Annotated in this window: 12 protein-coding genes and 1 pseudogene; 4 read left to right on the plus strand and 9 right to left on the minus strand. The window is 32.8% G+C overall.

Going from position 1 to position 15,069, the window contains the following annotated elements; translation table 11 throughout:
- Nucleotides 1-204 precede the first annotated feature (204 nt).
- From O3602_RS00075 to O3602_RS00115, 9 genes are all read right to left on the minus strand, one after another.
- On the minus strand, nt 205-1,416 hold the full coding sequence (locus tag O3602_RS00075; protein WP_049473198.1) for a site-specific integrase: 1,212 nt from the start codon (nt 1,414-1,416) through the stop codon (nt 205-207).
- Nucleotides 1,409-1,657 carry a DUF3173 family protein gene (locus tag O3602_RS00080; protein ID WP_013903600.1) on the minus strand — a complete coding sequence of 83 codons (249 nt, stop codon included), beginning with the start codon at nt 1,655-1,657 and terminating at the stop codon, nt 1,409-1,411. Before O3602_RS00080 ends, O3602_RS00075 begins: the two co-directional genes overlap by 8 nt.
- Before the next feature lie 96 nt (nt 1,658-1,753).
- Nucleotides 1,754-3,685, minus strand: coding sequence for a DnaB-like helicase C-terminal domain-containing protein (locus O3602_RS00085; protein WP_371610890.1), 1,932 nt, complete (start codon nt 3,683-3,685; stop codon nt 1,754-1,756).
- Between the two features lie 285 nt (nt 3,686-3,970).
- Entirely contained in the window at nt 3,971-4,894 is a 924-nt protein-coding gene (locus O3602_RS00090; RefSeq protein WP_371610891.1) for a hypothetical protein, read from the minus strand.
- Between the two features lie 601 nt (nt 4,895-5,495).
- Entirely contained in the window at nt 5,496-5,789 is a 294-nt protein-coding gene (locus O3602_RS00095) for a hypothetical protein (protein ID WP_049473201.1), read from the minus strand.
- A gap of 164 nt (nt 5,790-5,953) precedes the next feature.
- Complete coding sequence (locus tag O3602_RS00100; RefSeq protein WP_049498806.1) at nt 5,954-7,084, minus strand: hypothetical protein; 1,131 nt, start codon at nt 7,082-7,084, stop codon at nt 5,954-5,956.
- A gap of 36 nt (nt 7,085-7,120) precedes the next feature.
- Complete coding sequence (locus tag O3602_RS00105) at nt 7,121-8,011, minus strand: C39 family peptidase (protein WP_049498805.1); 891 nt, start codon at nt 8,009-8,011, stop codon at nt 7,121-7,123.
- A gap of 14 nt (nt 8,012-8,025) precedes the next feature.
- Nucleotides 8,026-9,189, minus strand: coding sequence for a hypothetical protein (locus tag O3602_RS00110; protein WP_371610892.1), 1,164 nt, complete (start codon nt 9,187-9,189; stop codon nt 8,026-8,028).
- 499 nt (nt 9,190-9,688) lie between these two features.
- Entirely contained in the window at nt 9,689-10,537 is an 849-nt protein-coding gene (locus tag O3602_RS00115; protein ID WP_371610893.1) for a helix-turn-helix domain-containing protein, read from the minus strand.
- Nucleotides 10,538-10,707: 170 nt separating this feature from the next.
- Here O3602_RS00115 and O3602_RS00120 point away from each other — a divergent pair.
- From O3602_RS00120 to O3602_RS00135, 4 genes and pseudogenes are all read left to right on the plus strand, one after another.
- Nucleotides 10,708-10,875 (plus strand): annotated as a pseudogene (locus O3602_RS00120) (lactococcin 972 family bacteriocin); the annotation flags it as partial.
- 47 nt (nt 10,876-10,922) lie between these two features.
- Complete coding sequence (locus tag O3602_RS00125; RefSeq protein ID WP_371610894.1) at nt 10,923-12,932, plus strand: DUF1430 domain-containing protein; 2,010 nt, start codon at nt 10,923-10,925, stop codon at nt 12,930-12,932.
- Between the two features lie 2 nt (nt 12,933-12,934).
- A complete protein-coding gene (locus tag O3602_RS00130) occupies nt 12,935-13,570 on the plus strand; it encodes an ABC transporter ATP-binding protein (RefSeq protein WP_003003180.1) in 636 nt (211 codons plus the stop codon).
- A gap of 818 nt (nt 13,571-14,388) precedes the next feature.
- Complete coding sequence (locus tag O3602_RS00135) at nt 14,389-14,619, plus strand: hypothetical protein (RefSeq protein WP_371610895.1); 231 nt, start codon at nt 14,389-14,391, stop codon at nt 14,617-14,619.
- Nucleotides 14,620-15,069 lie beyond the last annotated feature (450 nt).

Below are 15,069 nucleotides of genomic sequence, written 5' to 3' on the forward strand. Positions count from 1 at the left end.
ACTGCACTATTTAGTAGGTTTAGAGAAAATAAAGAGAGCTACACATGTTAGCATTATAAAAGCCCTCTATTCACATTCTATCATCATTATTTTCAACGACAAAAAAACCGAGGCCTAAACCTCGGTTTTCATTTTGATTGGAAACTCGATTATTTAAGAGTAACTGAAGCGTCGTTGCTTTAGTTGTTCTCACACAGCTATTTTTTACTTGGTTTCTTTACTTGGCGGGATTGTGGCGGGATTTGCAATTAATCCCAGCTCTCCTAATGCCTCTGTTATCTCAGCACCACCAGTAACAACTTGTCTATCATAGAAATGAGAATAGGTGTTTAGTGTTGTAGCCTTGTCTGTTCTTCCTGAGCGGGCCGATACATACAAAACATCTTTTTTTAGAACGTTTATCATAAATGAATCATGACTATGACGTAGACCTTTCCCAGTAATAACCGGAACCTTTGCCACTAGTGCATGCCTTTTTAACATTCGACTTAAGGTAGATTTGTTCATGGGAGAGTTAAACCGTGCTAATACGAAATTATCTTCTCTATTATACACTTGTACAGTTCTCCAATTTTTCAACACTTTAACAGTTTCGTCATCTATTTCTAAGAAACGCATTCCTGCCCTAGTTTTTGTCTGCTCTTTTCGAACGTATTTCCCATTCCCTTGATATTCGAGGGTAGACTGAATATGAATAACCTTATTTTTAAGATCTATGTCTGACCACTTTAAACTAAGACCCTCAGAGACTCGCATCCCCGTCATAAAATAGAGCCAGATAGTCGTATAAAACTGCCTCTCTTCATAAACTGTCTGATCAAAAGTTTTTAAAACCTTATCAAGTTCCTCTACAGTCCAAAATTCAGTTTTCGGTTTTTCTCCTTTAGGATTGTCTAACTTTCGACAAGGATTATTCTCGATGTATTCCAAGCGTTCTGCATAATTTAAGCACTTCTTCAGTTTACACCAAAGTCCTTTTGCGTAGTTTGGAGAGTAGTCTTCCATTAAAGATAATCTAAAATCCTCGCATTCCCGAATATTGATTTCAGACAGTTTCTTGTCAGCAAAAACCTCAATAAAAGTCTTATACTGAGGATAAGCAGTTTGATAGGTTACGGACTGAACAGTTTTCTTATAATAAGGCAAATAAACATCTTCCATAAATTTTGAAAATGGAATATCTAATTGTGGCCTATTTGCACTGGCACTAGCTATTTTAGCATTGTATTCAGTTCTTATCCTACAGACTTCGTCAAAGGCTTGCTTTTCTGTTTTAAAATCAATTCCAAATTGATCTTTATAAGATTTAACCCTAAACCTCTTTCGGTCACCCGTAGAAGGATCTACACTGAATTCAACTTCATAGTAAATTTTTCCTTTCTTATTTCGACTTACGCATTTATATTTTTTACTCATTTTGTTCCTTTCTTTCAGAAAGCAACTTAAAGCCGAGTAATTCTTCTACAATATACGTAGGAGCTAAATTAAGACGAGAATTATCAAATGGTGATTTACTTAATTCTACCACATTATTCGATAAAGCTCTAGATTCTTCAAATTGTCGAACAGCAATTAACTTTGCTTGTCTTATAATATCCCGTGCCGTATGTTCAGGAAAACCTAATTTCATTAATTCTGTATGATTTATTGTTTGCATTATCTCTTCCTTCTAATTCTTAATTACAGAGATTTCCATCTTTTGATAAGGCTTATAATAGTTCAACAAATTAGATCATTAACCAAAAGCCTTAAACTACTTTTCTTTAAAATAATTGTACATCGCATAATAGTCAAATTCCATCTTAATGCCAGTTCTTCCATTACGATTTTTTAAAACCACTAACTCAATCTCTCGTGGATTTCTCGATTTAGCTTCATTAACATCAAAGTGTTCTCGTCCAGTACCTTTAAGTTGAAGTCCAATTAAAACATCACTAGAGTATTCGATGGCTCCACTTTCCTTGAAAGACTGCATACTTACAATAGATTTGTAGTTTTCTCTATTAAAAGAAGAGATAGCGATCACTGGTGTTTTAAAGTCTCGGCTGATCCTTTTCAATTCTATTACCGATCTATCTGTATTTTGTTTTTCAGTTAATCGTACATCCACCGGATATAGAATTTGTAAGTAATCAATAATAACCACGGGTACTTTTCCAGTATATTTGATATGCTTTTCAACAGTTTCCCGAATTAGTCCCACACCAATAAGTCCAGTACCTTCTACAATGTAAATATTTTTGCAGTATTGAGCGTAATTTTCTCTAGCTTTTTTAATCAAATCAATCTCTGGGGTGCTGTAACCTGCATATCTACTCCCCTCAGTAATTCCTCGTGCTGTTTTTGCATTCCTGATATCACTATTAGAGGCAATAGATTCGATAACAGTGTGACGACTAATACTTTTACTAATTATTTCCCACCTAGACATTTCAATACTAAAAATCAAAACATCTGTTCCCTGTGCTGCAATTTGATCAGCAATCTGAGTTACAAATGTTGTCTTTCCAAGGGAGGAAATTGCACCAACACAATACAAGCCTTCGTAAAGACCACCTTCTAACAGATCATCTAGACCTTCAAAATTTGTTTTAATACATGTATTATTAGAACCATTCGTAATGCCATTAAAAAACTTCGAAAGATGATTAGCTGTTGAATATTCAAGATACCGTTCTTTTTCACTTTTTGTTTGATTGATTGCATTTTCCACCATTTTGTTAAATACTCCTTTATTTTTCACTAACATTTCGTTAGGATCTTTTACATCATCAATAGTTAATTTGTAAGAAATAAATTTTATCTTCTTACTTCTAAATTGCTCTGCTAATTTTAGTTCAGCCTCTCTCCCCTTTTCATCTTGGTCCAATGAGAGAATGAATGTACGATCAACTTTTAGATCAGAAATAAGATTAATTAATTTATTTATATTTCCAATGCTCCCAAGTCCTACTGCCTTTCCACCAACTTCAACGATGCTCATGGCATCTATTTCGCCTTCTACAATAAAAATTGGATCCGTTGAATTTTTGAAGAGTTCACTTTTATTAAAAAGATCGCTTCCTCCCACTTTCTGTTTAGTATAGTTCAATTGATATTCTGGTACAATTTCTCTTGTATCACGAGCAAAATAACAACTTTCACTTAAAGGAATAATTAACCGAGGTGTTTCAGGAACATTAGGATTAGTCACATGAGGATGTTTCCATTTTTTTACGTAGCCAACTTTAAATCGGTGGACTGTTGAAAAACTCAACCCTCGTTTAAGAAAAAAGTCAGTTTCACAGAGATGCTTTGTGGCCTCATTATAAAAGCTTAAATAATTATCTTTTTTCTCTTCTTCCTTTAAAGGAAAGATAACATTGGAATTCAAACATTCAGTCCTCTGGTCCTTGAATTCATCACATTCAGTTGATAGATTAAACAACTCTCTGACACGCTTCAATTGATCCTTAAATTTATCAATTCCTTCTACATAGCCGATAAGATCAAAGATATCTCCACCTCTATCGCAAGAGAAACACTTCCATTGGGTTTCAGCGTAAATATGAAAAGCACCAGTTCTGTTTCTTCCTTCACCACTGTGGCAGAGGGGGCAAATATATGCTCCTTTACCACCTTTACGACTTGATTCAGAGATTTGTTCAATGTATGCTTTCAAATAAGATTTTTCTTCTTCAAACATTTTTTTCTCCTCTTGTAGTTTCCAGTAAAAAAATAAAATCCGGACTTTTTTTCTTACAGGCAAAATTATAGCATTGCCTTCAATACGAAAATTGAAGGCATATGCTGCTTATTAATATTATTAGTATTGAAAATCAGAGATGCTAAAATATCAGTTATACCAAGGGTGAAAAATTTTTTTACAAAATCAACATACCCCAAATTCTAATTCAACATACCCCAAATTCTAATTCAACATACCCCATAAATCCTGATTTAATCGAAGTAAATCGATAAATCAGTAAATTTAAATCCCTAAAACTTTAAAACGAATTCTAAAATTTTTAAATTCAAAAAATGATTCCATTTCTAACTGTTTATCCGATAAAGGATTGTTATTAGAATCACAGTATTCCCAACTTATCAGGATTTTATCATTGACTAGTTTAGTAAGTGAATTATCAAGGCTCTCCTCAATTCTTGAATTCCAACCACCTTTTTTCAATCTAACTTCTTCGATTGCAGGAATTTCAGGACATACATTCAATAGAACTTCAACTGATATGACTTCATTAGTCTTTTTTCTTCGATTATTATGGTTACTTTGATGGTAGATTAGTTTCTTTGCAAGAGAATAAACATTTTTACTACGCTCATCAATTTTAAAAAGTCTGATGGGGAAATTAGTAACATAAGAAGTAATTAAATATCTAACGAATTTTTCAGTCAATTGAACTGTATAAACTTCTTTTTTGCATTTGAATTCCTCAATCAGTTTCATATCTTTGAATTCTTTGATTTCCGATTTTCTCTTTTCGGCGGTACTAATAGAAAGATCGTTTAGCAAGCTTAATGCCTCTTCGATGATACGACGTACATTTTTCTTCGTTGAAGTACTTTTTGGATTATTTTTCCCCATCAGTTCTGCATACTGTTTAATTGAAAATTCAACAAAGCAGTCAACAGCCTCTTCTTCACTTAGTCTATATTTGTTCTTCTTCCCGACAAGAAGAATCAATAAATCCAACATCTTCAAAACTCGGAGTTTGAAATAATCTTTGTTAGCGTCAAAGTTTTCAATATGAATCGTACCAGTCCCTAAATGAATCGAGGTTCGATTAGTGATCGGATCCCTCACTTTGTCAACTGTTTTCGAATTAACAGAAGGTAGCAAATTCAAAGTCGGTGTATTTAAAATCTTCTCGATTTTCTTGTTTTTATCAACAGGCATTATATAACCTCTTTTTTACTTATTTGAAAAGATTTTTGAGAGCAAAAAAAAGAGTTGTAGCGATGAAGCTACAACTCTCTTGCACTCAATAAATTTTCTTTTCATACTTATAGTCTGCCATTTTTTGATGAAAGTAAAAAAAAGAAAAATCAAAAAAAGTCGCTTTTTCTACCAAAAATTGCTCAATTTTCTACTAAAATTTAAAAAGGACACTTTACAAAGTGCCCTTTAAAATAGCGGAAATAGCGATATTTTAAGGATTTTAATACACATTATAAGATCTTCCATATAGGATTAAAATTTTTTTAAAAAAATTTTTAATGACCAAATTAAAAAAATTTTTTAATTTCATACCTAGGATTATAGTTTCAACTGAAGAACACTAAATCATTCCTATACGGAGAGACAATTTGTATAGTTATTTATGATTTATTTCAATCCAAAGCCTATTTTTCTTCTAATTCCAAGATTTGATTTTACCTGAAAAAGAAAGCTGATAAATTAACATTCTATTTATGTTCACGGTGAAAAAATAAAACATTTTGTCTGTTTAGCTACCAAAATGATACCAAACACATTTTGGTAGCTAAACAGAATTTAATTATACTACAAACACATTTTTACTTATCTCAACCGCCTCCAATATTTCTTTCTCAGTAATTCTTTCTCTATCTTTTATGACAGATTCCACATGTTTTTCAATAAAATCTCTCGCGTACTTTCTACTTTCCTTTTTCTTCTGAAACATATTTTTAAGTAAGTTGTCTAACTTATCGTTAAAAATAGCTTTCTGAACTTTTTCTAATTCATCTTCTGACAATGCAACAATAATTATGATATCAATAAATTCTTCTTTTAATTGAGCAAACATCTCTACTCTATCATCTACAATCATTGAATTTCCCAAAGTTAAATTATCTCTCAGTGTCCCTTCAAATACATAGGGATCCTGACTAACGTATGCTAACTTACTTCTTATATGAAGGAGAGAACCAATTTAGTCCTCTCCAGATTGTAACTTTTTATCAAGCCACTACAGTTGACAATGAGCCTTTATTATTAATTTGACCCTAAGTCTTTTTCTACGATTCTTAATCCGATTGGAAAATCATCTTTTCCCAATTTTAATTTCTGTTTCTCAATCAACTTAGCATCCTTGAGACTATATTGTAATAAATGTCGACCAGTAGTTAGATACAACATATTTTCATTTGAAATTGTAAGAGAATTTATTTCTTTTGGTGTTTCACCTGAATCGTCATCCAACACAATGGCTTTTATAGTTTCATTTTGTAAATCAAGAACAGATAAAATATTCTTTCCTTCTACCTCGTGCTTGACGACAAGGTAATGATTATCTGGACTTGGATAAAGCATATTAGGATAAGGATTGGGTAAGGTAAATAATTTCCTTTCTCCAGTGTGCAAATCGATTGACAACAATTGGTTTCCTGCCACCTTCTCAAAAGTATCTGTATCACGAATTGCAGAGATACTTACGAATGCCCTATCTTTGACAATTGCCAAGCCTTCTAACATTTCAACCTTTTTACCATCTGAAGTTAATCGAATTCTATCTTTTTCTTTCCAATGCTCTTTTTCATTTAGAACTATTAAGTCTGAATCCAACACGCCTTCTGGACGATTTCGTTTTGGATCTTGATAAGCAATCTCAGCATATACGTTAGAATTATTTGCAACAATCTGACTCGAAATTGCTGTCATTTGGTTAAATTTTTTCTGAAAAACTTGCTTTCCATTAAGAGAAAAGACTGTTAATATTCCTGAGTTTGCATCTGTTTGAGCAGTATAAAAGTAATTAGAAGAGATACCTGATCCCATCATTGCATAATTCTTAGTATGATTTTTCCTCATCTCACCTTTAGAAAAATCAATTGAAATGATATTTTGATGATCTATTGGTGCAAAATCATCACCTTCCGTTACGATCATCTTATCACCACTGTTTAAACACGAAAACCAGAGATTAACATACGTTGCTACATCAATTTTTTCTACTCGATGTAACTCAAGCTTATTCTCTTTCTTAGTATATGATTGAATACTTTTTGAGGTGACCAAGTAAAGATTCGATTCTGGATCAACTTGAAACATTGGTGTTTGGACCTTAGAACAAGAAAGCAAAAGGAAGAATAGAAATAAAATCCCAAAAAGATAAGAGCGTTTCATAGGTTATCCCTCCTATCCATTTCACGACTCACTTTCTCACCAAGCATAATTTTTCTCACCGCATGTGACCATGGCTGCTAATAACTCCTCTGGTGTCAGTTTCTTCAAGCCTCCATAGTTTGGATCCTGTACATGTGTATCGGGGTCTAGATAATAGATTGCTGAGATGTCCTTACCATCTGCTGTCAATTCATAGCCTACTCCAATCACATTATGTTCCCCACTTTTTCCAGGATAGATTTGTGCTACATTGAAGGTGTAATAGAGAGGATACCCATCATCAATATCTTTGCGAACACGTTCTTTAAAGAGCCGGATATCTTCAGAACCTGGACGAGCATCTGTTACAGTAACCAGTCGATAACCTGCTTGGTTTCCACTTGGTTCTGGATAGCCAAATAGATTCTGATTCAAGACGCGAATGGCATCTCGATTATGCGTCCCATAGGGATTATAAGTCCCCATTTCCTTAGCTAATTGATGTTGAGAGACGCTAACTCCTCGACTAGCCAGCATCATATGGACTGTCGCAGGAGCACAGAAATACCATTCTTCTTGAAGTTTTAAAGAAATAGGCAATAGTTTTCGGATTCCTTGATTCTCTTTTGACGATGTTTCTTTTTTGACCGACTGAGAAGGTTGCGTATTCTCTTTCAATGAAGCTTGTTCCTGTTTTGAAGATGGCAATGTTTCCTGACCACCGGCTTCCGTATTGCCTTCCTTAATTTTTAATCGCTCTGCTACCTCTGCTGGCATTGGAGGATTAGGTTCTGTACGCTCCTTTGTTTTTACACTAACTGTTGTTGATGAGGAGGATGTAACCTTACGAGAGCTGGAAGGACTTGTTTGGCTTTCTTTTGGTGTCTCTGTACAGCCAGATAAACCAAGCAAAGTCAGAAGTACAAGGAATAAATGAACTTTTCTCATGATTTTTCTCCTTTCTACCATTCTTGATAGCGCATTACGGAGTTTTCATTTCGATAGATTTCACCTTTTGGAATCTCACTATCTTTCTTTTTGAATTGAATCCATAGAATCCCTTTATCCGATAGTAAAATGGGGCCATGATCATATAAATAATGAATCCGATGCCTCAAATCCCACAAATAATATTGAGATTTAACACGCTCCTCATTTCTTCTTTCTCCCATATATGTGAGATAAATATTGCGATATATGGAGGTTTCTGCCTGTGAAGTAGAAAATATCTTTTTATGGTTTTTATTTTCGAAGGTAAACGAAGCATCTTTATTATTTGCAACCAAGTAAAGGAGATTGTGCCCGTTCGTCAATAAATCGACATAATAGCGTTGATCATCCTTTGTTTGATCTATAACTTTTTTCTGCCCATCATTTAAGGAGTAGGCTACAATTTTTGTAGTTAAAGCTGTGTTATCAATTTGTACATAATACAAGTGATCTTTAAAGACAGTCGGAAAACCGCTATTTTCTGATTCAATCGTCTGATGAGTCCCTGTTTCAAGGTCAAATTCTTCAATTTGATATAGGCTATCGCCTACTTCATAATTTATAAAGAGTTTCTGGTTGGATCGAGCTACTTGAGTAACTGGAACCGTTCCAATAGGTCTCCTATCGATCAGTGTCGTTAAAGATTTGTCTTTTATCTTCCAAAGATAGTAGATCCCTGTCTGATTGAGTTGATCATACTCTTCAAAAACAACAATATCATGATCTACATAGCTAACAGCTACATGAGTCAGATTGGATGTCCTTTCAACATCTTTTATCTTTTGAAATTCCTTGGTATGTAAATTCATACTGGCAAGATAATTCTGATCTTCGTGTCCTTGGTCAACAGCCTCGCCATAAGCAATCCCATCATTTGACAGCGCGGTAGGTGTAAAGATTTTCGCATCTGGATAAGGGATAGAAATAGAATTTTTTAATAAATCTTCTGCCTTTCTTTCCTCGAATCCTATTTTCCTAGACACATTGGTACTACCGGAAGGAGATTTTTTTGTGGTCCTACAAGAGTGCAGGTTGATAAGAGGTGGTCCTACAAGAGTGCAGGTTGATAAGAGAATGATAATACCAAGGATGATAAAAGTTAAAAATTTTTGTTTGACAAGATCTTTTTTCTTCATCAGCCTATACCTCCTGACTTAAGCATTACTTCATTACCTATTTATCTACAATAAAAAGATAACGAACGATTTTAAAATTGAAATCTTTTTTTCTTTCTAGAATAATAATACACAAAATAAAAAAGCAAATGTCAAATTGTCTCTTATATACACATTTTATACTTAGATAAATGAACTCAAAATATTTTCCTCAGTATTTATTGGTTCAAACTATGCTATCAAAGTCTTCTGAACGGAAATCTCTTTATGTGATAATTGAAAATAATTGTATTTCATATTAAAATCACCTCAAATATTAGATGAACTCTAACATTTGAGGTGCAATTCAAAATTATTATTTGTTAAATTAAATGATCATTTTTTCAAATATTGCTTAACTAGCTGATCTAACGGGATAATGTGTAGGTTGCCATCCCTTACCCAATAACCATTGAGCATGGATACAACAATATGTCGATTATATCTTCAAACCGTTTTATGACTAAATCCATTTAGAAACTCATTCCTTGAAAAAACGATTCACATCTGACTGACATGCTTCCAATAGTGTTTGTTCATCCGTTAATTCGAGTAGTTGCAATCCTTCATCAACTAGCTTTTTATCACTTAAACAAATTCCAAGTGTCACTTTGGCATTTCCTAGAAAATCATATCGCTTACTTTTTTTTGCCGTATCTAACAATAGATAACTGATCCTCGTACATTTCTCCATCAAACCATTCCACAGAAAAATACTGGCTAAATTTGAGAGTAATTTATACTTGGTGGGAAGAATCTCTGTATAATCAGAGTAATCATTGAGCCTATCTATCACTTCATCACAGATAGAAATCACTGTTTCTAGTGGAAGTGTAAATAAAATAACGACAATTAATTTGAGGTCACTATGATACCAGACATCCTGATTTTTAATTTCGTTCCAAGCTTCCGTTGCCATCATTCTTACCTTTTCATTTGGACCAGATTCTCGTAAACAAAGAATGACCTCTACTCTCTTTAGTATATTTGACACAGGAATATCATTAGGATGTTTTCTTAAATAAGCTACACTCTTATTCTTCAGTTCCAATAATTTATCATTTGATTGGTAGGCATTGTTATCTTCTGCCAATAAGATAATTTCTTCTCTATCGGAATGGTGGTAAGAATGACATATATATCGAAATTCTTCGAAATCTAGGCCAACTTGCTTTAGAAGATGCTCCATCAACTCAAAACTAGGCACTACTTGGTTCGATTCAATACGCGACAAGTGCGCTCTTGAAGTGTAATCCTGGCAAACTTCCTCTTGACTAATATGTTTTGATTTCCGTATTTTTTTATAGATCGTACCGTAATCCCAACGCATAACAACTTCACCTCTAATTATGTGTATAAATGTTACATTTTTACACTTCGTTATGTATTTAGTATATCATATATATAGAAGAAGGAGGTTCAGATATGCAAAAGAAAATCACTATTTATTTTTTGTATTAATGCTTTCACAATCCAAATAACTGGGGTGCATTTTCAAATTATTACCATGATTACAAATATCACTGGTCAAGCGTAACTCGTGCAAGAGATAGTAAATCATCATATGCTTACGCTCCTTCTCATCAGACCTCAAGAGCTTTTATAAATAGAAATTTTGGTGAAACAGTATATTTTAACTACGGATTTAAAAAAATTCATAGCTCATAGAAAAGATTATATTACTATTCATGAAAATTTTAGAAAGTGAGTAAAGTATGAAGCGCTTATTTGTCATCCTTTCAAATATCTTTATAACAAGTTTTCTACTTTGGATTTGTTTTTCAACCTCATATGTGGTTATTCACAATAGTTTTCCAGCTATTAGTATTTTTTCCCAGAACAAAGAGGTATCAAAAGATCAGGTAAAATACAGTTTAGATCAATTAGCAAATGAAACAGACAGTGTGATTGGTGAACAAATTGAAACAATAGACGATAAAGGTAAGGTTCATTTTTCCTATGCAATATTTGGATCTGGCCATATCCCAAACGGCCTTGTTAAAGCTAGTGAAGAAGATTTTTACAATAGTGGCTTATTGTCCAATTATTATATTTTATCTGGAAATCTCACTCTAGATAGATTAAATCATGAACTTCAATCATTGGGTTTCACACAAACATTTGTTTCATATCCAAATATTTTTCTTAGCTTATTTACGTATATGGGAAATGGTAGTCAATTACTCGTTTTGGTCATTTTTCTACTAACTTTTATAGCCTTAATGATTATTCAAAAAACCAAGGAAATGCGAACAGTTGGGATTCGATATATTTCTGGATTGCACCTAACTCAGATTTTTGGAAACTCAATGATTAGTGATTGTGGAGATTTACTTTTAGGGATAATTACAGGGGTTTTTCTTGGAATCTGTGGTGTAAGTCTATTCCATATCACACCATTTTCTATTCCAGTTATTTTTTCAGCTAGCATAACTTATAATTTGTTACTTTTGTTCCTTTCTATACTCTTTAGCTTTCTTTATGTTTTAAGTATTAAAGCGGTACATTTGGTTTCTTTACTCAAAGGAAAGTTACCTTTGAAACAGATTATGGGTATTCTTTACTTGGGGCAATTGGTTGCTTTTCTTTTAATAGTACTTACCATTCATAGAACAAGTATCTATTCAACTATTTGGCAATTGCATCAGTCTGGAGATACAGCATGGTCAAATCAAAAAGATTGGGTATTGCTTTCAACAAATAGGGAGTTTGGGGCAGAGGCTAGAAATCAGGATAGTAGAAAAATGTTGGAAGAACAATGGAAAAGCTTCATAGAAACTGGCATTCAGAATGGAGGAATGCTTGTTCAGCATCCACTTGCATCATTCGATCTAAAAGGTCTGTCTTCACATCCCTTAATGGGAAAAATGTCGATAAATGACTACAATCCGTATGCTAATAGCTTATATGTGACTCCTAATTATCTAGATGTTCAGAATGTAGAATTAAATGAAGAAGATAAGAAGAGCATTAATAGCCTTGGAGAAGGAGAATTTGGACTACTATTGCCTGAAAAATTAAAAGATCAAGAAGATAAATTGCGTCAAATTTATGAAGATTTCCTAGCGATTCGAAACGATAAGGGAAATAAAATTCAACAGGCTATGAAAGCTCGTGTTTTCTATATTTCAAACAATAAGAAGCGTTTCGTATATAATTCTACACCAATCTCATATCAACAATTTCTAAGTGATCCTATACTTATTGTCCTTAAACCAAGCTCTTTTGGAAAAAATCGAAATGATTTCTTCACTTATCCATCTGATTATCTGTATTTTAAAGGTTTGGATGCCACTAAAAAACTAGTTGAACAAGGTGGAATAAAGAAATATATCAGTCAGTATGATCTTGCCTATTATGTTTATCGTGGTATGAGTCACAACATTCAAGTTGAAATATTGACAATCATTGCTGGTGGTTTTCTAGGTATTGCTACCTCAATTCTACTCTTTAATACAATGACAATCCTCTACTTTGAAGAATTTCGTAAAACTATTCTTATTAAGAAAATATCAGGATTAAATTTTTTTGAGTTACACCAGAAATTTTTTATCTGGCAAATAGTTATCTTCATTTTGGGAGGGGCTATTGGTCTTTTGCTAACAAATAAACTTTGGGTAGTCTTTCTAACCTCTTGCGTCTTTGGTTTGAATTCTATTTTAATACTAATGCATCGTTCTCGTAAGGAAGATAGGATGGCTAGTATTATATTGAAAGGAGCATAGAAATGATTAAAATCCATCAACTAACAAAAACCTTTGGGGACCGGACGGTATTTAGTGATTTGAACTTAAATTTTGATGCAGGTAAAGTCTATGCTCTTATCGGAAATAGTGGTTGTGGCAAAACAACCTTACTAAATATGGTAGCCAAGCTAGAACCTTATGATCAGGGAAGTATTCAATATAAAGGAAAAGATTTACGAAAGATTAAACCAACAAACTATTTCAGAAATGAACTCGGTTATCTCTTCCAGAATTTTGGACTAATTGATAATAAAACTGTTTCAGAAAATTTAGATTTGGGATTAATTGGTCATAAATTAGACAAACAAAAAAAGAGAGAGACTAAAGAAGAAGTATTAGATAGAGTAGGACTATCTTATATTCAACTAGATCAAAAAGTATATGAGCTTTCTGGAGGAGAAGCACAACGTGTAGCCTTGGCAAAGATCATTTTAAAAGATCCTCCTCTAATTTTGGCAGATGAATTAACTGCCGCTCTTGATCCTGAAACCTCACAGGAGATTATGGACTTACTCCTAACATTAAAAAATAAGGAACGTCTGATCATTATTGCAACACATAATCCAACCATTTGGAAACAAGCTGATCAAGTGGTAAGCCTAAAAATTAGTCAATGAAGAATAGGGTAATAGCACAGATTTTCATTACGTTACATATTCATTTCCTAACAAAACATCCCGAAAGTTAAGTGCACCCAAATAGTTAGATTAATAATTTATCCAAAGGATTTAGTTCTGTATTGCACAGGACTGAGTCCTTTTCTACTATTTGTATAGAAGTGTATACATTTTTAATCTATAGTCGTAGAGATTTAGTAAAACTACAGCGCAAACTTCCTCTTGACTAATATGTTTTGATTTCCGTATTTTTTTATAGATCGTACCGTAAACCCAACGCATAACAGCTCCACCTCTAATTATGTGTATATATGTGACATTTTTACATCTCGATATATGTTTAGTATATAATATATATTAAAGAAAGATGTAGAAAACGTGAAAAAAATCACTATTTATTCTTTATAGCATCACTCCCACTCTTCAACTTGTTAGATAGTTGGCGATGGTGGGGATTCCATTCATTGAAGGGATGTGTCCATAGATGAATAAAAGAAGCTTCAAAAAAATGTTTCCAATATTTATTTTAGGTATCATTGTAGGTCTATTCTTAATCCCATTACTTAGACCACTTATAGTTGATTGGCTAAAAACTATATTTGGTTAATAGTAACGATAACCTTATTTAACAAAAAAGTTTTCCCTTTTATTTTTTAATAGCATTGTTTTGACAAATTAACTTCCACGTTTATTGGCGGTAGAAGTTGGTTTGAGAATTTAGCACTTTGATGACCTTAGATCATTATAATCCTACAAGTACAGGTATGACTTTTAGTTTTAGATATTCTCATTAGTTTAATTAAAGGAGGGACTGTGTTATGGTAACTAAGTATTACAAGTATATTCCTTGGTTGGTCTTAGGAGCTATTGGATCTTATGAGTCCGCAACTTATTTTGGACATAGTACATTTGATATGCTGTATTTATCTATTGTTTTTATGATTGTTTACGTAGCTTTGTTCATTCTACACGAAAAATATCTGAAATATAAATATAAAGAAATATTTACACAGATTATGAGCAATCCTGAAAAAGATCATCATCATTAGTAAGATAAAGCATAATAAAGCCCTAGCAACCAGATTGTACTGACCCAAAAAAAGTTAGGCAAATAGGCTATCCAAAGGATTTAGTTCTGTATTTTACAGGACTGAGTCCTTTTCTACTATTTGTATAGAAGTGTATACATTTTTAATCTATCTTTGTGTAACCAAAAATGTTTTTGAGCTAATCATTGTCAATTATATACTCTATTTAAGTGAACACTGGAAATTTTAAATGCTGGTCTTATACTGTAAAATGTACTTTATTTAAGGGAAAACTAAAAATTTTTCAAATGTACATTCATACAAAAACACGGCTCATGAATCATGGCCGTGTTATATTTTACTTAAGTTAGTTAACTAATTCTCTTAGTTAATATTTACTTACATTTTATTTGCTTTAATTCCTTCATCTCTTTTAGAATACTAAAAATATAGAAACTAAATAGAACTACA

The organism is Streptococcus sp. 27098_8_186, from assembly GCF_041432055.1.
GTDB classification, from domain to species: Bacteria; Bacillota; Bacilli; order Lactobacillales; family Streptococcaceae; genus Streptococcus; species Streptococcus dentalis.